Annotated in this window: 15 protein-coding genes and 2 tRNA genes; 5 read left to right on the top strand and 12 right to left on the bottom strand. The window is 48.9% G+C overall.

Going from position 1 to position 19,772, the window contains the following annotated elements; translation table 11 throughout:
• Nucleotides 1–43 precede the first annotated feature (43 nt).
• The 4 genes from Q0Y65_RS00445 to Q0Y65_RS00430 all read left to right on the top strand — a co-directional run bounded on the left by Q0Y65_RS00445 (nt 44) and on the right by Q0Y65_RS00430 (nt 5,635).
• Complete coding sequence (locus tag Q0Y65_RS00445; RefSeq protein WP_297955424.1) at nt 44–2,797, top strand: family 43 glycosylhydrolase; 2,754 nt, start codon at nt 44–46, stop codon at nt 2,795–2,797.
• Between the two features lie 154 nt (nt 2,798–2,951).
• Nucleotides 2,952–5,318: a clostripain-related cysteine peptidase gene (locus Q0Y65_RS00440; RefSeq protein ID WP_297955421.1), complete on the top strand. Its 2,367-nt coding sequence runs from the start codon at nt 2,952–2,954 to the stop codon at nt 5,316–5,318.
• A gap of 116 nt (nt 5,319–5,434) precedes the next feature.
• Nucleotides 5,435–5,511 (top strand) — tRNA-Pro (locus Q0Y65_RS00435).
• Between the two features lie 40 nt (nt 5,512–5,551).
• A tRNA-Leu gene (locus Q0Y65_RS00430) sits at nt 5,552–5,635 on the top strand.
• Nucleotides 5,636–5,732: 97 nt separating this feature from the next.
• Here the strand turns inward: Q0Y65_RS00430 and Q0Y65_RS00425 are convergent.
• Nucleotides 5,733–7,511, bottom strand: a complete 1,779-nt coding sequence (locus tag Q0Y65_RS00425; RefSeq protein ID WP_297955419.1) for a glycoside hydrolase family 11 protein — start codon at nt 7,509–7,511, stop codon at nt 5,733–5,735.
• A gap of 378 nt (nt 7,512–7,889) precedes the next feature.
• Between Q0Y65_RS00425 and Q0Y65_RS00420 the strand changes: the two genes are divergently transcribed.
• Nucleotides 7,890–9,479 carry a sodium:solute symporter gene (locus tag Q0Y65_RS00420; protein ID WP_297955416.1) on the top strand — a complete coding sequence of 530 codons (1,590 nt, stop codon included), beginning with the start codon at nt 7,890–7,892 and terminating at the stop codon, nt 9,477–9,479.
• Between the two features lie 89 nt (nt 9,480–9,568).
• Here Q0Y65_RS00420 and Q0Y65_RS00415 read toward each other — a convergent pair whose 3' ends face one another.
• The 11 genes from Q0Y65_RS00415 to Q0Y65_RS00365 all read right to left on the bottom strand — a co-directional run bounded on the left by Q0Y65_RS00415 (nt 9,569) and on the right by Q0Y65_RS00365 (nt 19,763).
• On the bottom strand, nt 9,569–10,465 hold the full coding sequence (locus tag Q0Y65_RS00415; RefSeq protein WP_297955413.1) for a dockerin type I domain-containing protein: 897 nt from the start codon (nt 10,463–10,465) through the stop codon (nt 9,569–9,571).
• A gap of 15 nt (nt 10,466–10,480) precedes the next feature.
• Nucleotides 10,481–11,158 carry a 5'-methylthioadenosine/adenosylhomocysteine nucleosidase gene (locus Q0Y65_RS00410; RefSeq protein ID WP_297955410.1) on the bottom strand — a complete coding sequence of 226 codons (678 nt, stop codon included), beginning with the start codon at nt 11,156–11,158 and terminating at the stop codon, nt 10,481–10,483.
• 103 nt (nt 11,159–11,261) lie between these two features.
• On the bottom strand, nt 11,262–11,801 hold the full coding sequence (locus Q0Y65_RS00405; protein ID WP_297955407.1) for a hypothetical protein: 540 nt from the start codon (nt 11,799–11,801) through the stop codon (nt 11,262–11,264).
• Nucleotides 11,798–12,580, bottom strand: coding sequence for an SDR family oxidoreductase (locus Q0Y65_RS00400; RefSeq protein ID WP_297955404.1), 783 nt, complete (start codon nt 12,578–12,580; stop codon nt 11,798–11,800). The genes Q0Y65_RS00405 and Q0Y65_RS00400 overlap by 4 nt, the downstream gene beginning before the upstream one ends.
• Before the next feature lie 20 nt (nt 12,581–12,600).
• Nucleotides 12,601–13,725, bottom strand: a complete 1,125-nt coding sequence (locus Q0Y65_RS00395) for a DHHW family protein (protein ID WP_297955402.1) — start codon at nt 13,723–13,725, stop codon at nt 12,601–12,603.
• A 15-nt stretch (nt 13,726–13,740) separates the two neighbouring features.
• The gene (locus Q0Y65_RS00390; protein WP_297955399.1) at nt 13,741–15,120 is read right to left on the bottom strand and encodes a hypothetical protein; all 1,380 of its coding nucleotides are present in this window, start codon (nt 15,118–15,120) and stop codon (nt 13,741–13,743) included.
• A complete protein-coding gene (locus Q0Y65_RS00385) occupies nt 15,110–15,709 on the bottom strand; it encodes a toprim domain-containing protein (RefSeq protein ID WP_297955396.1) in 600 nt (199 codons plus the stop codon). The genes Q0Y65_RS00390 and Q0Y65_RS00385 overlap by 11 nt, the downstream gene beginning before the upstream one ends.
• An 11-nt stretch (nt 15,710–15,720) precedes the next feature.
• Nucleotides 15,721–16,803, bottom strand: coding sequence for a DNA polymerase III subunit delta (holA, locus tag Q0Y65_RS00380; RefSeq protein WP_297955394.1), 1,083 nt, complete (start codon nt 16,801–16,803; stop codon nt 15,721–15,723).
• On the bottom strand, nt 16,803–18,848 hold the full coding sequence (locus Q0Y65_RS00375; protein ID WP_297955391.1) for a ComEC/Rec2 family competence protein: 2,046 nt from the start codon (nt 18,846–18,848) through the stop codon (nt 16,803–16,805). The genes holA and Q0Y65_RS00375 overlap by 1 nt, the downstream gene beginning before the upstream one ends.
• Before the next feature lie 10 nt (nt 18,849–18,858).
• Nucleotides 18,859–19,398 (bottom strand): phosphoribosyltransferase family protein, encoded by a 540-nt coding sequence (locus tag Q0Y65_RS00370; protein ID WP_297955388.1) that lies wholly within the window; start codon nt 19,396–19,398, stop codon nt 18,859–18,861.
• Nucleotides 19,399–19,409: 11 nt separating this feature from the next.
• Nucleotides 19,410–19,763, bottom strand: coding sequence for a histidine triad nucleotide-binding protein (locus Q0Y65_RS00365; protein ID WP_297955386.1), 354 nt, complete (start codon nt 19,761–19,763; stop codon nt 19,410–19,412).
• Nucleotides 19,764–19,772: the final 9 nt, after the last annotated feature.

The following is a 19,772-nucleotide window of genomic DNA, read 5'->3' as shown; positions in this document are numbered from 1 at the left end:
CTTTATAATTATATAAAAAGATCTATGCAAGGAGGAAATCGGGATGAAATTCAAAAAGCTCATATCAGCCCTGGTTTCGGGCTGTCTGGCACTTACTGCGTTTTCTGTACTCCCCACATCTGCTTCGGGGACCAGAGTATCCGTACACGATCCCTCTATCGTCAAAGCGGACGGTGCCTATTACATTTTCGGCTCTCATATCGAAGCAGCAAAATCCACCGATCTCATGAACTGGAGACGTTTTTCAAACGGCTATGCCAAGACAAATAATGTTGAATTCGGCAACCTCTCGCAAAATCTGCAAAAAGCCTTTGCCTGGGCAGGCGAGGATCTGGAGGACTGTGAAGGAGGCTTCGCGGTATGGGCTCCCGACGTTTTCTGGGACGCCGATTACATAAACAGCGACGGCTCAAAAGGCGCATACCTGATGTATTTCTGCACCTCCTCCACATATATGCGGTCTGTCATAGCCTATGCCGCCTCAAAGAACGTGGAAGGGCCCTATACCTTTGTGGATACCCTCATCTATTCGGGCTTTACCGAGAATGACAGCTATGCAAAAAGCAATACCAAAAATGTGAACCGCAAATATACCTCCACCAACATCGACGAGCTCATTGCCGAGGGTAAGGTAAGCTTCAACAGCAGCTGGTTCAACAAGGGCAATTACAACAATCAGCTGTTCCCCAATGCCATCGATCCCACTATATATACCGATACCGACGGAAAGATGTATATGTGCTACGGCTCATGGTCGGGAGGCATATTCACTCTGGAGATAGATCCCGCCACAGGTCAGTGCATACACCCGGAAACAGGACAGACCTCCGACGGAAGAATGATCGACAGCTACTTCGGCACAAAGATATCGGGCGGCTACGGTAAATCAGGCGAGGGTCCCTTCATCGAGTACAATGCCGATACAGGCTATTATTACCTGTGGGTGACTTATGGCGGTCTTACCTCCACAGGCGGATATAACATGAGAGTATTCCGCTCCTCATCACCTACGGGTCCCTTTACCGATCCCGCAGGCAGACAGGCAGTTCTGCCCACAAATCCCGATCTCGACTCAACAGGACTGAAGGTTATGGGCAATTACAAGTTCAGCTCTCTTGACAAGGCCTATATGGCCTGCGGGCATAATTCGGTGCTTCGCGACGACGACGGCCGCTGGTTCCTGATATACCATACAAGATTTGACGACGGCGCCGAATTCCATGAGGTGAGAGTACACTCCATGTACTTCAACGAAAAGGGCTGGCCTGTTGTGGCTCCCTTTGAGTATTCCTACGATTTCATCGCCGAGAATGGCTACAATGAAAATGATATCGCCGGAGAATATGAGTTCATAGATCACGGCACCTCCACCGACGGAAAGATAATCAACTACAGCACCATATCTCTCAACAGCGACGGTACCATTAGCGGAAGTATCTCCGGGAAATGGTCGCAGGCAAATGACAGTTCCGCAGCCGAGATAACCGTTGGCGGACAGGTTTATCACGGCTACTTCCTGGCTGCAAAGGACGAAACAGGTAAAAAAGTCATGTCATTCACTGCTGTTGGCACTAACAATCACAGCATATGGGGCGCTCAGACAAAGCAGTTCTCAGGTACTGTCCGTCAGTACAGCGCCGATCATACCGACAGCAGTTCTCATCTCATAAACAAGGCCGATACAGTTTCGGGCGCAGGCTCAGACACATATCTCAGCGGCACCGACCTGCTCAGCGGTGTGTCCTATTATATCATCAACCAGAACAGCTCAATGGCTGTAGACCTCCCCAACGGAAAGCTTGACGAAGGTACAAATATCCAGCAATGGGAGAAAAACGGAAGCTGGGCACAGCAGTGGCGTATCATCTCCGTTGACGAGAACTATTGCAGGATAATGTCCGCAGGCGACGAATCCATGTGCATCGCTGTCGCCGAAAGCTCAGCAGAGGACGGCGTGAATATAGAGCTCCAGAAATACAGCAGAGCCGACAATCAGCTGTTCAGGATAGTGAGATGCGGCATGGACTACGGTATAGTTTCCAAATGCTCACAGGACAAGGGCGGTCTTGACGTATATGAATGGTCAAAGGAAAACGGCGGCAATATCAACCAGTGGAACTACTGGGAGGGCGGCTGCCAGCTGTGGAGCATAATCCCCGTCCACCCGCAGGTCACCGACGGAAGCTATATGCTCCGCACTCTCAGCAACGGACAATTCGTATTCAATATGGAGGGAAAGATCATCCGCTTCGATGCAAGAGGCGTAAGCGTACAGCCCGATATGAACGGGAATCAGCCCTTTACACTCAACGACCAGATATGGAGCCTGACACGGCTCGACGACGGAAGATACACAATAACGGATCAGCGCGGAAGAGCCCTTACCTCCACGGATTGGCTCAGTTTTGAACTTGAAAAATATACAGGAGCCGAGGAGCAGAAATTCACGGTAATATGCAACAAGGACGGCAGCTACTGCCTTGCGCAGGACAATAAATGTGCCGCTTTCTACGCATTGAGCTCCGATACCGAAGCCGAAATGGAAGTGGCTCTCTTAACGGGAGACTACCGCGAGAAATTCGTTCTTGAACCCGTTATCCCCGAGGAGCTGCCCAGACTGAAGGGTGATGTTACAGGCGACGGCCGTATCGCCGTCGGCGACCTTGTTCTCCTCCAGCGCTATCTGCTGAAGCTTGAGACCGTCATCGACAACGAAGCCGCAGACATAAACGAGGACGGAGTAATAGACGTATTTGACAATATCAGTCTGAGAAAGCTGATAGTATCACGGAACTGACCATAAGCGCAGCCGCAGACCATAATTGCAGCTGCGCTTTTTTGACAGGTTTTTCATTTGTAACCGTTTTTAACTTGACATTCTCCATAAAAGCGTGTAAAATATACTTAAACAGGCTTCATGCCTGACAATGCGAAGAAATACGGAGGTTATTATGGATCCTAATCAGAACAGACCCCAGGGCAGACGCAAGAATGTCACCTCTGGCGGAAACGGAGCTCATAGACGCGGCGACGGTCTCGGCACAGGTCCCGTAGGTTCAGGCAGCTATCACGGCGGTCAGACAGGCGGTGGCGGCGGCGGAGCCAAGAGAGCTGCCGCAGGCGGCGGCGGTCTCGTCACCCTTATCATAATCGGCTTCATCATATTCAAGCTGTTCAGCGGAAGCGGCGGCGGCGGCGGAGATCTTCTCGGATCCCTCACCGGCGGAAACGGCGGCGTGGACATCGGCTCGGTGCCCTCGGGCTTCGGCTTCAGCACTGAGGATACTGCCGCAGGAAACCTTACCAGCGACGCCAGCGTTGACACCAGCGTTGCAACAGGTTCACGCGACAAGAGAACTGTCATCAAGGGCAATAACGAGGACGTAGTTACCATTATGGTATATATGTGCGGTACTGACCTTGAATCAAAGTACGGCATGGCCTCCTCCGATATGGAGGAAATGAGAGCTGCCACATACGGCGATAACGTTAATATCATCGTATTCACCGGCGGCTGCTCAAAGTGGAAGGTAAACGGTATAAGCAACAAGGTCAACCAGATCTACCAGATCAAGAACGGCCAGATCGGCAGACTTGTTGACGATGCGGGCAGCAAGCCCATGACCGACCCCAATAACCTTGCTTCATTCATACAGTTCTGTGCAAAGAACTTCCCTGCCAACAGAAACGAGCTCATCCTCTGGGATCACGGCGGCGGATCTGTTACAGGCTACGGCTACGACGAGAAGAACAAGAGCAGCGGCTCTATGAGCCTTGCAGGCATCAAGCAGGCTCTCACCAGCGGCGGCGTACAGTTCGACTTCATCGGTTTTGACGCCTGTCTTATGGCTACAGCTGAAACTGCACTCATGCTCAACGACCATGCTGACTACCTTATCGCCTCCGAGGAGACAGAGCCCGGTATCGGCTGGTTCTATACAAGATGGCTGACAAATCTCGGTAAGAATACATCTATGCCTACACTTGACATCGGCAAGAACATCGTTGACGATTTCGTTTCCGAATGCGGCAAGAAGTGCAGAGGCCAGAAGACGACTCTCTCTGTTATCGACCTTGCGGAATTCTCAAACACAGTTCCCGCAAAGCTTTCCGATTTTGCAAAGTCCGTCAGCACAAAGATATCAAACAACGAGTACAAGGATATCTCCAACGCAAGATACGCTACCCGCGAGTTTGCGGAGAGCACACGCATTGACCAGGTCGATCTGGTAAATCTTGCAGAGAATGTCGGCACTTCCGAGGGCAAGGCACTTGCTGAGGCTCTCAGAAAGGCTGTTAAGTACAATCTCACCTCCTCAAATATGACAAATGCTTACGGCGTTTCCATATACTTCCCCTATCAGCGTACTTCCTACGTTGACTCAGCCTGCAAGACCTACGACAAGATAGGTATGGACTCCGAATATTCCAAGTGTATCAAGCAGTTCGCTAAGCTTGAGACAGGCGGTCAGATCGCAGCAGGCGGCACAGGCTCGGCTCTGAGCTCACTCTTCGGCATGGGCGGTTCATCGGGCTCATCCGGCAGCTCCGATATGATTGGCTCACTCCTTTCAAGCTTCCTCGGCGGAGGCGGCAGGAGCATCGAAGGTCTCGACAGCTCAAATACCGAGTTCATGGACGACACTGATGTGGACGGCACAGCAGAGTACCTTTCAACTCACTACTTCGATCCCTCAAACCTCGTATGGACCGAGAACAACGGCACCTACACCATGAAGCTTGAGAACGCTCAGTGGGAAATGGTACACAAGCTCGACCTTAATATGTTCTACGACGACGGATCAGGTTATATCGACCTTGGTCTGGACAACCTGTTCACCTTCGACGATAACGGCGCTCTCGTCGCCGATACGGAAAAGAACTGGCTCTCTATCAACGGAAACGTTGTTGCATACTATCACACAGATACTACCTACAACGGTACTGAACAGATAATCAGAGGCTATGTTCCCGCCCTGCTCAACAACGAAAGAGTAAACCTCATAATCGTATTTGACGGCGATCATCCCGACGGTTACATCGCAGGAGCTTCCACAGACTATGTCGGCGGCGAGACCGAGGCAGTTGCAAAGAACCTCACAGAGCTCACTGTCGGCGATAAGCTGGACTTCATCTGCGACTACTACTCATACGATATGGAGTATCAGGACAGCTACTTCATCGGCGATCAGGTAACTTATTCCGAGAATATGACTATCAGCAATACCGATGTAGGAAACGGCGCCTGCCATATCCTCTATCGATTCTCCGATATCTACAACCAGGAATACTGGTCGGAACCCATCGTTATAAAGTAATGATAATGAGCAGCCTTCGGGCTGCTCATTTTGTATTGTAAAAAAATAAAAATAATAGCATAAAAAATATTTACCCTTGACATAACTCCCCGTTTGTAGTATAATATTAATGCTGTCGAGGTGTGGCTCAGTTTGGTAGAGTACTACGTTCGGGACGTAGGGGCCGCAGGTTCAAATCCTGTCACCTCGACCATACGGGACGGTATTTCATGATGATATACCGTCTTTTATACGCCGCTGTGGTGAAATTGGCAGACACAAGGGACTTAAAATCCCTCGGTAGCAATACCGTACCGGTTCAAGTCCGGTCAGCGGCACTGAAAAAAGGAGCATACAATGTATGCTCCTTTTTTGCGTCTGTCCGCAAAAAAAAGCACAGCCCCCATGCAGTCTGCGCACGGGGACTTTTAAGTATCAGCTAACACGCTGGGGTCTTGTCTTGGGAACAGATACCTCGTCACCAAGTACGATCCTTGTGATAAGAACAAGATCGTTTATCTTTGTAGCGCCGCTGCAGTCTATATCTGCTTCGGCAATTGTATTTTCGCCGTTTATCGCCTTAATAAGCTCCTTACGGGCGATTATAAGATCGAATGAATCAACGGAGAGATCGTAGTTGAGATCGCCGGGGATATAGAGATCCTCCTCCGAGGCTGTTGTAGGCTCGGTAGTCTCCTCAGGAACAATGCCTGCGGATATGGCAATATCTTCACCGTCTATGCTTACGATATTCTTTGTAACAGCTGCAGAACCGCTTGTTCCGTTGAGGCCGCTGATGCAGAAGAATACTGAATCGGGATCGACAATGTCAAGTCCGTACTTTACCCATGCATACAGATGCTTTGTAACATCGATATTTCCTTCGATGCTGCCATCTGCGGAAAGCAGGTTATTGCGGCGGACGCTCCAGATCTCGGTGTAGAAGCCGTTGAAGGGCTTCTTGTAAAGCTCGTATATACCGTCGTCGATGCTTACCGTACCGAGATGCTCACATTCGGGAGCTATCTGCCAGTTCTTCCAGCCGTCAACTATATAATACTCTACAGTGCCATGATTGAGCCAACCGTAGCTGCCAACAATAAATGAACCGTCGCTGTCGATATCAGCGGCATAGTCGATAGTAAGCTCCTCACCGTTATAGTTCCTTACCACCGATCTTGTGATATTCTCAGAGTTACAGTACTCGATACCTCTGTAGAAACGGCTGTATTTGGTATCTGTCCACTGACAGCTGAACTTTCCTCCGTCAAGAACATCCAGTCTTATATCGCCCTCTTCAGAGGTTAAATCCTTATACAGACCGAAAGTATATCCGCCTCTCTCGTCACAAACGTTCTGAGTGAAGGTAACATCATTGAGTGTATCGGGGAACTCAACGGGATCACCAAAGGGAGTGGGTTCTTCCTCGGGAACGGTATTGCTGATGTAGTAAATATCGTTTGCAAGAACATTTGCCTTTCCGCTGGACTCATATGGCTCCACATTAAGCATGATCTGCTGTATCTGACGAACGGTCAGACCTGCTTCCTTCCAGGCATCTATATGATCGGAAATGCAGATCTTGTTCTGGAAAGTGCTGTAATCCTCCGAGAGTTTTTCTCTGCGGACGCTCCAGTAGCGATCCATGTATGTAGGAAGACCGCCAAGACTGCAAAGTGCAAAATTTACTCTCTCTTTATAAACGTCATATACGCCGGTTTCGGTCTCGAGTTCGCTAACAGGCTCAAGAGTACCGCAGGGTCTCGTGGTACCCCAGTCGTCAATGATAAGAAACTCTACGGAAGCATCATTCATAAAGCCGTCAACACCTACAGTATAATAACCGTCACAGTCAACTGCTGCACGATAATACATATAAATGTCGGATTCGTTGAGATACTCGTTTTCCTCTTCACAATACCTGTGGCCTGTCATAAACATACAATCCGTTGCATTGCTCCACTTACAGTTATAAGCGCCTCTGTTGCCGATGCTCATTTCCAGCTCAGCGTCATCGTCAGGATAACTGTTCCACATCTCATAATCATACATTCCTCTTTGTCCGCGGGCATTGCCTGTCTCATCCATATCGGCATTTGTCAGCAGAAGCAAACCGTCGCTGTTATCTGCGTAGACCGATGTAATAATTCCCCCAGGCATACACATAGAAACAGCCATTGCAGCAGATGCTATACGTTTGAATAGTTTGTTCATAATTGTTCCTCCTGTCCTTATATCATTATCATAAAGCCGTTTGGGCTTTATACACAAATAATACCACCAAACAGCAAATAATTCAAGTAATTTATTGTGCAGATAAGCATTATTTCGCGCTTCACTAACCAATAATTGCGCTTTTTATTGTTTCACAGCTATTATCGGTCGATAATTGCTTTTTTACATACGGCATTATACATCTGCTATATCCTCCATAAACTTTTTATATCGCTTTATTACAGTTTTTTACAGATTTCTATTGACATTATTGTTGTAATATAGTATAATTAGTGTCAGTTGATTACTTTATTCATTTAAAGCTTTACAGGTTTATCATTCAACACTGTAAATCAAAAAGGAAAGGTCTTGATATCAATGGGCTCACAAGCCGCAACATTTGTCATCCTTGCCATCTATGTCGCTATCATGGTCGGAATCGGAATCTATATGTCCCGAAAGACCAAGTCCACCGAGGACTTCATGCTGGGCGGCAGAAACGTTGGCTCATGGCTCACAGCGTTCTCATACGGAACCACTTATTTCTCAGCCGTTGTTTTCATCGGCTATGCAGGTCAGTTCGGCTGGATGTACGGTGCTTCAGCAACATGGGTAGGTATAGGCAACGCCATAATCGGAAGCCTTATCCCATTTTTCCTCATAGGAAAGCGTACCCGTCTTATGACCAATCATATTGGTGCAAAGACTATGCCTGAATACTTCGAGCACAGATTTGACTCAAAAAAGCTGAAAACAGCATCCGCACTTATCGTTTTCATCTTCCTTATCCCCTATACCGCTTCGGTATACAACGGTCTTTCCAGACTGTTCGGCATGGTATTCGATCTTGGTGAAAACGGCGGTACGTACATCATAATCGCTATGGCTGTTCTTTCGGCTATATATGTTACTCTGGGCGGCTACAAGGCAACAGCTCTCAACGATTTCTTCCAGGGAATCATTATGCTCATCGGTATCGGTACCGTAGTTGCTCTTACAGTACAGAAAAAGGACGGCCTCTCGGCTGCTCTCGACGCACTGAACGCAATCTCCGACAGCAAGACAGAAACAGGAACTCTCGGCTCACTCTTCGGACCCGATCCCATCAACCTCCTGGGAGTTGTTATACTCACCTCTCTCGGTACATGGGGACTTCCTCAGATGGTACAGAAGTTCTATGCTATCAAGGACGAGCAGGCTATCAAAAAGGGCGCAGTAATCTCCACATTCTTCGCTATCGTAGTTGCAGGCGGCTCATACTTCATGGGCGGCTTCGTAAGACTCTACTGTACTCTTGACGGTTCAGATGCTTCAGGCAAGACCTTTATTGATACTGTAAACGGCAAGCCCGTATACGACACTATGGTGCCCTCGCTTATAAAGCAGGCTCTGCCTAATCTGCTCATTGGACTTGTTGTTGTTCTGGTGCTTTCAGCTTCACTGTCCACTCTTTCGTCACTGGTGCTCACATCAAGCTCCACACTCACAAACGATCTTATCAAGCCCCGCGTAAAGAATTTCGATGACAAGAAGCAGATCACATTCATGCGAATATTCATTGCGGTATTCCTTATCATTTCCGTAATCATCGCCTGCAACAAGAACGCTTCCATCTCCACACTCATGTCCTACTCATGGGGAGCTCTTTCGGGCGCATTCCTCGGCCCGTTCCTTTACGGTCTGTTCATGAAGAAGGCTTCAAAGGCAGCCTGCTGGGCAAGCTTCTTCACAGGTGTGGGCATAAGCGTTGCACACATGGTTCTTTTCAGCATGAATATCGAGGCTTTCAACGGTCTTAAACAGTCGATCATCGACCTTAACTGTCCACTCAACCTGCTCTCACCCATTAATGCAGGTGCATTTGCAATGATAATCTCACTTATCATTGTGCCTGTAGTGAGCGCATTCACAAAGGCTCCCGACAAGAAGGTAGTCGATAACGCATTCAGCAGTCTTTCTGCAAAGTAATAACAACAAAGCTCCCCGATGAGATGTCGGGGAGCTTTTCATGTATCCGGACATAAAAAAGCAGCCGTTTGCGGCTGCTTTTTTTATAATTATTCGCCCTTTATAAACTGATTGAGAGACTTGTTCTCATCGCTTGTGGCACCGAATGCATAGTATGCAAGAACTCCGCTGGCGTCAACAGAGTCGATGCTTCTGTTGCCGTCAACATCGGCAGCTGCCTCCTGCTCGGGAGTAAAGCCCGAAGGCTGGTCTGTTGCGATAGCAGCATATGCCGAAAGTATCTTTGAAGCGTCTACTGCGTCAATATCGCCGTCGCCGTCTACGTCTCCGAGGAGCCTGTCAGAAGCATTGATACGAAGTCCCTCGCTGTACTCTGCTGGATATACCTCCACAGTCTTCGTAGGATCGTCGAGATACCTCGGAATAACGCTTGTGAAGTAAGCTCCTTTATCGTAGAACTCGATATCATAGCTTCCGCCGGGTGCGTTGTCCTTGAAGGACGCACTGAAGCAGGCAAGCGGATATGCGTCAGACGTATCTCCTGTGAGCTGGAGAGTCTTTGTAGCGTCGGTTTCGCTGTAGTTCGCAGCCATTATATTGAGGTCTGTGAAATTCTTCAGGCAGTTTACAAGATCAGCATCCGAACTAACGCCCGATATCTTATAAGGAGCATTTCCTGTCTTTGCGAAAGGTCCTGTAATGTCGGTGAGCTGGAGATCCTTGTTCTCACAGGTCCACTTTACAAAGATCTGGCCTGCGATCTTCTCGTCGTCCTTGAAGTATACAGCAGCGGGGATCTTTGCGCCTTCTCCTGCAACGGACTTGTTAACGTATACTGTACCGTACTTGAGTATCTCAACTCCTGTTCCCGCCTCGCCCTTTATGTAAAAAGTGGGCTTGTATTCATCAGCTGCATTTACTGCAAAAGCAGATGTCATACCCGCAGCAAGTACAAGAGATGAAATGACTGATATGATTTTTTTCATGGTTTATTACTCCTTTCAAAGCAGCTCTGCCATTCGGAGGACTATCTCCGCAACGCGCTTGGCTGCAATTTTTTCAAATTCGTCAAATGACATAGCTCCCTCATCGTCGGCATTATCGGAAATACATCTTACGCTGACATAGGGAAGCTCATTGAGATAGCAGCAGTGTCCCACTGCGGCGCTCTCCATATCAACGGCATAGGGATCGAACTTTTCCTGAATAGCGTTCTTAACCTCATTGCTGGAAATGAACGCCTCACCCGAAACGATCCTGCCTCTGAACGATCTTACGCCAAATTCACCGCATACCTTCTCGGCAGTATCCATAAGCGCACTGTCTGCCTTGAAGATACCGCAGTAGGGAGGATAATCCCTGAGGAAATGAAGATCAAGATCATGAGGCAGTACCTCTGTTGATATAACGATATCGCAGACCTTTACTGCACTGTTCATACCGCCTGCAATACCCGTATTGATGATACAGTCAGGGTGGAAATTGTCTATCATTACCTGTGCACAAAGCGCTGCATTTACCTTGGCTATACCGCAGCAGGCATTGATCACAGTCTTGCCGTCTTTTTCATTGATGTAGAAATCGAAGCCCGAGATACGCCTGATCTCAGCCTCACCGAGGATCTCTCTTATATCTGCCAGTTCAGAAGGCATTGCTCCGATTATTGCTATAGTCTTCATTGTTATCACTCCAAAAAACAAATTTACTTTTTCATTATAACACATATTTATTAATAAATCAAGTACAAACAAAAGACCGCTCCGTAACACATAACGGTGCGGTCTATCTCTTCTTCCTGAATTTGGGCATCAGCCTTTTACGGTACAGTTTGTACATGAAATCAAGATCAAGGTCGTATATCAGGAATATGAAGTTGCATATTCCCAGCATGATATAGGCACCGTACCTGCCCAGATCATCAAACTCTTCCAGCATCTCGTCAAGGCCGAATATAAATACTGTGACATAGAAATAGCCTATGATACAGATATTGAATACCGCAAGCTTTATGACAAGTCTCAGGAGCCTCAGCGGTATTTTCTGTATATAGAACCTGATTATGGGATAATGCCCGAAAAACATTATGAATATCAGTGCAGCTTCCTTGTCGAAGGTAATTATCATGGATAGCAGGCTCACCGCAAGATAAGTGAGAAAAGCCCATGGTATATTCACCTCAACTGCAATTATCATCAGCAGTATGCCTGCGATGCCGGGAAGCAGCAGATAAAGCGCGGGGATGACTCCCGCAAGGAACATAGTCACCAGACAAAGTGCGGAAACTATTCCTCCCAGCGCTACTCTGTAGCTTATGTCCCTCATTTTTTCAGTGCCTTTTCCTTTCCGTCAGCGGTGGTCTTGGCCTGCTGAATGTTGTATACTATTGCCGAAAGCATCTTATGGGGCAGGAATCGTGCTCCCCATGTGCCCAGTCTTACGGTAAGACCCGGAACAGCGAAGAACTTGCCTGTCAGCGCCTTATGCAGCGCATATTCGGCTGCATAGTCAGCAGTTATGGGCTTCACCGAGAAGCTTACTCCCGCACGGTTGTTGAAATTGGTGTCCACAGGACCCGGACAGAGCACGGTTATGCTCACATTGGACTTGTCCCTGCGGAGCTCCTCATATATAGCAAGAGAAAGACGCAGCACATAGTTCTTGGAAGCGTAGTATGACGACATGAGCGGTCCCGACATAAAGCCTGCGGCAGATGCCACATTCAGTATGGTGCCGTGATCCTGCTTCTTGAAGTCTCTGAGGAAAAGCTTGGTAAGGATATGGAGGGCGGTTATATTGACGTTTATCATATTGAGCTCGTCATCGAGATCTGTCTCTTCAAATTTTCCGAAAAGTCCGTAGCCTGCATTGTTGACGAGCATATCCACTTCCTTGCCCTTGCAGAAGTCATATACTCTGAATACGTCCTCACGCTTTGAGAGATCGGCTGTGATGATCTCCGTTTCCGTTCTGAGAGTCCTCTGAAGCTCCCTGAGAGCTGCCTCGTTGCGTCCCGTAAGAATGAGCTCCCAGCCTCTCTTTGCCAGTTTTTTTGCGATACTCTGTCCAATACCCGAAGTAGCGCCTGTGACCAATGCCTTCATTTATATCATTCCTTTCATGTTCATGCTTTTATCCTGCTGAGCATCTCTCTGTTTTCCAGACTGTCTGTCCCGAAAAGGAAAAGAGTCTGGGGATAATCTCCAACGTTGACGTAATCAGACAGCTTGCCTTCCAGATCCTCAGGAGATACAACCGTGATCTCGCTGTAATGCTGGAGGAGGAACGGCACGAAGCAGTCCCCGAAGCTGTCCTTTACAACAAGGAGCTTGTTGTTGCTGTTGTTTGTGGTCCTGATGTTCATAACGGGCACCGACTCGCCGAGATACATGGAGTACATATCCCCCGTACCGAGCCTGCTCCTGTCGTATACAACACCCTCGCCCGTTGAGCCGTCACTGTGGATCACCGTACAGGATACCACCTCCGTGCCGTCACGGTTGTCGTATATATCCATGATATCAGCCTTTGGCTTTTCCGACAGAGTCCTGTTGTACAGATCGCCGCGGAAGCTGTTTGTAACGTGCTCTATGGTAAATTTATCATATGCCGTGGGCAGCATACCCAGCTTCTGTATCACCGTCTTGTAAACACAGTATGCCCCGTATACCGTCCACTTAGTATCGCTGCGGTAGTAAATATAGTTATCCTTCAGCATTTTCAGTATATTGTATGCGTCTATGCGGCGGATATCGCTGTTCAGCGCGTCATAGAACTCGCTTATCTGCTGGCTCTCCGAGCGCCTAACTATATGGTGGGGCAGAACGTCTCCGTACACGCCTGCCGAGGTAGGAACGGCAACTATATAGACCATGCCGTCGTTATCCTCGGCAAAGCTGTTGAACACATCGGCAGCAGGCACGATGCTTTCTCCGCTGTTCCGTGTGTCAATGAGTCTTTCGTCGGTCACATATACACCGTTTACTATGCTCTCGGAAAGCTGCGTCTGTATCAGGCTGCCTGCCGCCAGCCAGCTGTTCCTGCAAGCGAAATGATCGGTGACATAGCTGCCAAGCTGAACAGATGTGCTGCCGTCGTAAAGCCCGTCTTTGTCAGGCTCTGGAACAGCTGCAAGGCAGCGGTTCTCCTCGGCGGAGAAATCCTTTTTATCGCCGAAAAATGTCATGACTGCGAATACTGCTATAAAAGCAAGAGTAAGCACAGCCGTGATCCTGCTTACGATCTTCACTGTATCTCCACCTCCCTAAAGCTTCATCAGAAGCATTTCCGAGCTTCCGCTGTATGATATCAGCGCCGTGCAGATAATCAGCACCGCCAGTACCAGTACAGGCGATACCACCATTACGGCGGTCTTGAACCTGTTCCTGCCCGATCTTGTCATAAGATTCCTGAAAAGATCCGTAGAAGCGTACATAGTCACAAGCAGCAGCACGATATACGACTTGAACAGATAGAAGGCCTGTGCGTCGGCAATAACTCCGTTTCCGCCTATCATGGCAAAGAGGTATCTGACCGAATATGCGGGACTGTCTCCCGAAAGGAACACTCCGCACAGGATAACAACAAGGAAGGTATAGATGATACCCGTAAAGTTCATGACCTTGTTCCTTGAAAGCCTGCTCTCGATGAGCGCGGCAAGTCCCATGAGCAGACCCCATATGAGACCGTTCAGATCAAAGACGTACCACAGGCCGAAAATTCCCCAGCCTGCAACAAAAACAGTCTCCCGAATCCATTTCTTCGGGCATACGCCGTAAAGAGGCTTTGTTATATATCTTCTGATCCACTGTACTGTCTGTGACTGCCAGCGGGTAGTAAAATACTTTATCCTTGTGCTGAGCAGCGGATAATTGAAGCTCTGAGGCAGCTTCAGTCCGAAGCAGTAGGCAGTTCCCATGCCCATGTCGGCAAGTCCCGACAGCTCAAAGTAAAGGCAGAATATGAAGGCCACCACGCCAAGCCACGCCGTAACAGCGGACATCTCGTCCACGGGCTCGTTTCCTGCGGCTGTGTAAAGCATATAAAGCGTATCCGCCGCTATCACCTTCTTGGCAAGTCCCTTCACGAACAGGGACATACCCACGCCCATTCCCGAAAGGCTCTCGCAGCGGTTGTCGAGGATATTGGTGAATACCCTGTACCGCAGGAGAGGTCCCATAATAAGTCTCGGGAAAAACATTATGTAAAGCCCGTAGCGGGTAAAGCACCTGTCAGCCTTTATCCTGCCCTTGTAGACATCTATCAGGGTGCCTATGGCTCCCAGAGCAAAGAAGGATATACCCACGGGATAGAAGCTCTCGGGGGCTCTTATCAGCCTGCGGAGCCATAATACATACTCCGTCCTGAAGGCCAGCAAGGCCACAAGATCTATGATTATTCCTGCCGCAAGAGGTACAGCAGCAAGCTTCTCGTTCTTCCTTGCCCTTCCGATAAGGTGGGTGAACAGGTAGTTCACAACAGTAAACCAAAGTATGAAAATCATGAAGTAAAGGCTTACCAGACCGCAGAAAGCAATGCTCAGAATGAGCAGCATGATCTCGCGGAGCTTCTTCGGCGTAAGATAATACAGCAGTAAGGAAACGGGCAGGAACCCGTATATAAACAGCAGGCTGCTATATATCATTGCTTTCCTCCTTTATCTCCTCTGTGATACGCGCAAGCTCCGCACTGTCCATCATTGTTGAAAGTACCTCGATGAGAGAGCCTGCCGACAGCTGTCTCGGCAGCCCCAGACGTACCTGGAGCCTTTCCCTGAGAGCGCTGCTGTTAGGTCCTCCGCTGAGTCCCAGCTCATATAGAGTGAGCCTTGTTATATCAGAGCGGCTGCCGCCCTGAGAAGCGGTTATGCCCGACTTTTTAAATGCCTCCAGCAGTATCTGCGGGTCAATTCCCTCAACTCCCAGCTTGCCCTCTGCGGAGGGCTTTGTCTTGCGCTTTTCTTTTCCCAGAATATCGGGAATGTACACGTTTATCACTCTTCCGCCGCCGACAGCGCCTTTGATATAGCCTCTTATCCTGCGGCCTGCAGCGTCGGAATCCGTAAGTATTATTATCCCTGTTTTTTCTGCATAATAGCGGATAAGTTCAAGCTTCTCCCTGTCCTTGAATATACCGAAGCCGTTGGTGATTATGATAACAGCGTCAACTATTGACGAGAGCTTTATCTTGTCATATTTTCCTTCCACGATTATGGCTTCATCTATCCTTATCATGTTCTCCTCCGCTAATTCTTTGTCATAAGCATTCTGGTAACGGTCTGCTCAAGCACGACCTTTTCGTCACAGCCTCCCGAATTGAGAGTGATGTTCGCGTCCCTGAGTATGCTGATACATTCTCTAAGTCGCTTTATGCTCATTCTGGAGCTGTCCCTGAAGGCATTCTTCACCTTGAACTCCCATACATAGGCAAAATCCGCCTTGACGTCCGCAACCTGTTTTCCCTTTTTTCGTGCACAGGCCGCGCGGTACATATCTATGAAGGAAGCCGTGATATTTGCAAGAACTGCGCCGCGGTTCTCCCTGTCCTGCATGAGCTCGTCAAGAGCGTCAAATGCCATACGCTTATTGAAAGCGGCCACAGCATCAGCCAGCTTGAAAAATGTGGCGTCGCTCTGCCTGTGCACCAGATTGTGCAGTATATCGGCAGTGATCTCATTCTTTCCCGCATAGGAGCAGAGCTTGTCTATCTCGCTGCGTATGGTAAGGGTGTCGGACTGGCACATCTCCGCAAGCTCACGGGCGTTGTCAAGGGATATGAGACTGCCTCTTGCAGAAACACTGGCTGCAATATCCTTCGCAAGCTCATTTTCAGTCTTGACGGGACACTCCACTGATTCGCCCACCTTGGCGGCATAGTCCGCAAGCTTCTTGTTCTTGTCCTTTACAGTGCTTTTGCCCGTCTTGTAATCGGTCTTCAGACCTATCTCAAAGCCCGTAACATTGAATATCAGCACGGTCTGGGAGGGTATCTCCTTCAGCACCTCCATCAGCTTCTTGTTGAGGTCATCGGCTTTGAGACCTGCCATATTCTCGCGGGGCTTTTCAAAATTGTAGTCGTTCACCACAATGCAGTTGTACTCCGACATCATGGGCATCATCTGCATCATGTCATACAGCTCCGAGGTATCGAGATACCGTCCGTCAAGCCTGTTGAGGGCAAAATCCTCGTTATCGCCCACCGCAGCACTGATTATCAGCTTTGTCAGCTTTTCAACCTCGGGGATATTTCTTCCGTAGATATAATAAAGATTTTTCAGCTCGCCTTTTCTCAGCTGAGCCTTTATGGTCTTAGGGTCTGTCTGTGGCATTACAGCCTCCTTATATCAAAGCTTCCCGACTCGGAGAGCCATATCTCGAAATTGTTTCCTTTATCCGTATAGATGGTATCGTCTGATACACGTTCGTCATCGGATATCCTGCCGTATCTTACGTTAAGAGCTCCCGCAGTCTGCTCCGCGCTGCCCTTTTCAAATACAACCTTTCCGCCGCAGCCCTCAACTGTAAGAACGCCGGCGTCAATGGTCATGGTATAGTCTTCACCGCCGATGACAACAGGCTCTCCGTCGGTATAGTCAATAGCTCCTGCCGACTCATAGGGTATGCCGCTGTCGGCTGCAAGCCATTTCCCCGTGTCCACAAGATCCAGCTCGCCGCTGTAGCTGGCATAAGAGGACTGTATCCTGTTTGTCAGGACGATATCCTCCACTCTTTCAATACCGTTGCGGGTAAGATACTTCCTTACATATGCCGCAGAACGGTAATTGCCGCTGAGATCCACCACATGAGCAGAGCCGTGACAGCTGACAACTACAGCCGAATTGCTCCCCTTTCCCAGCACAGCGATGATAAGTCCGTCATTCCTCTGTGTACGCTCTATGCCCGCACCCGTAAACAGGAATACAAAAGCTGCCGCTGTGATGATACAGGTAAATCTCCTGCTCCTGAAAACAGCAAAGGAGAAAACAACTATCACCGCGCATATCAGCAGTCCGTATACGACAGGCCTGCTGCCGCAGGAAAAATGAGTAACGCCTATCCTTGCGGCAGAGTCAGCGATATTCAGAATAAAGCCGTTTATGACATCTGAAATGAAAAGCACATCGACTGCTCCGCCTGTCAGGGCGTAGAGAAGTCCTGCCGCCATAGATACTGAGCAGAGAGGCACAAGTAGCACATTGGTTACAGGCGATATCAGCGAGGTCTCGTCAAAGAAAAGCAGTGAGAACGGGAACACGCATACGGTAGTACACAGCATTGTCGCAAGGCTCACAAGAGCCTTCTGCGCAATGCTTTCCTTCGGCATATCCTTTGTAAGACAGGGCGCGGCAACTCCTATGCCGAAAGTACCTGCAACTGACAATATAAAGCCCTCGTCATAGATAACATAGGGCTGTATGACGCAGATCAGCAGGACGGCTCCCGCAAGAGCGTTGAAGGTATCGTTCTGCCGCCTGAACAGGCCTGCTGCATAGACGAAGTTCATCATTATAGCCGCTCTTACAGCCGATACAGGGTAATTTGCCAGCGTCACCAGAAACAGCAGCAGACATTCCATCAGCACGAAGGCTGCGTACTTATTGACGCGCAGCCGTTTCAGCAGCCGCATAAGCACAAAAACTGCCACTGACACATGAAGTCCCGATACAGCCAGCATATGACCTATGCCGACGCGGTATACGGCGGTCCTTATGTTTTCGTCCAGACCGCGCTTCTCGCCGAATACCATACCTGCCAGCAGCTGGCCGCTGTGAGCTCCCAGAGCAGAACGGAAATCGAATATCATCTGCTCCCTGTAGCTGTCAACAGCCCGTTTCAGCCTGTGGCCCTCACATTTTACGGCGGTGATATCCGAAGCCTTTCCTATGGACAGAAAAACGCCGTCCGACCTGTAATAGCTCTCTCCGTCAAAAAGATAGTCCTTTGAGGGAACCGAGAATGAACAGCTTCCTATATCGATGACATCACCGATATCCGCTTCACACTCTCCCGTATAGAACGTCACCTTTGCAGGGATACGGCCGTTTATCCTGCCTTTCAGGATATAAGAGGAATTACCGCCCTCATAGCGGCTCACCTCCGCGACCTCTCCGCGGAAGCTCCCTGTTCTGCCGTCCATTTTTACAGCAGGTCTGTACCTCACAGCAGTATGTATGCCGAAAGCCATAACCGCTGCCGTGAAGAATACAGCCATTATCCCGTAGTCCGCCGCTTTAAAGCCGTATCTCCTTACAGTTACAAGCGCAGCAGCAAGTATCACAGCCGTTATGACCAGCAGCGGGATATCCGAAAAAAACGAAGCGAAAAACAATCCCGCCATATACGCTGCCGCAGCTCCAATCATTTTTCGCTTCATAATCTAATTCTTATTTAAAGAAAAGAGGCAGCTTCTCAAGGAAGCAGATGTCTTTTCTGTCCGCAGCATCGCCCTCTGCAAGCACCGCAGATCTGCCCGAGATCTCGCCGCCTGCTGCTTCTGTAAGCTTCTCGAGAGCGTTGAGAGACTCGCCTGTGCTGATAACATCATCAAGAAGGAGCACCTTCTTGCCCTTCAGCATTGCAGCCTTCTCCTGAGACAGATAAAGAGTCTGCTCGGCAGCTGTTGTTATTGACTTGACTGTGACCGCAATTGGGTCGGTCATGTACAGCTTTACGGACTTTCTTGCAACTACATAGGGCTTTCCGCTCTGTCTTGCCATTTCGTATGCAAGAGGTATGCCCTTTGACTCGGCTGTGAGGATAACATCGAAGTAGGGAGACTTTTCCAGAAGCTGCTCTGCGGCTGCAACTGTAAGCTCCACGTCCGAAAACATTACGAAAGCCGCAATGTCGATCTTGTCATTGAGAGGACAGAGAGGGAGTTCCCTCTCCATTCCTGCAATAGTCATTTTATATGTACCGGCCATAGTTATGCTCCTTATTCAGTTTTGCCCAGGGACTCGGGTCCCCAGCCCATTTTTACGCCGCCGAGAAGGTGGAAGTGAAGGTGCTTCACTGTCTGACCTGCGTCGTCGCCGCAGTTGTTTATTATGCGGTAGCTGTCATAACCCTGCTCCTTTGCGATCTTTCCGGCTGCTTCAAATACCTTTGCAACAACGGAGGAATTCTCCTCTGTGATATCGTTTGCACTTGTTATATGCACCTTGGGGATTATGAGTATGTGCATAGGTGCGATAGGAGCGATATCCTTGAAGGCATAGACGAATTCGTCCTCGTATACCTTAGTGCTCGGTATTTCTCCGTCGATTATCTTACAGAATAAACAATCCATACTGATTCT

The organism is uncultured Ruminococcus sp. (assembly GCF_947301925.1).
Lineage (GTDB): Bacteria > Bacillota > Clostridia > Oscillospirales > Ruminococcaceae > Ruminococcus.
The sequence above is the reverse complement of the archived record's forward strand: the minus strand, read 5'-3'. Positions and strand labels throughout refer to the sequence as shown.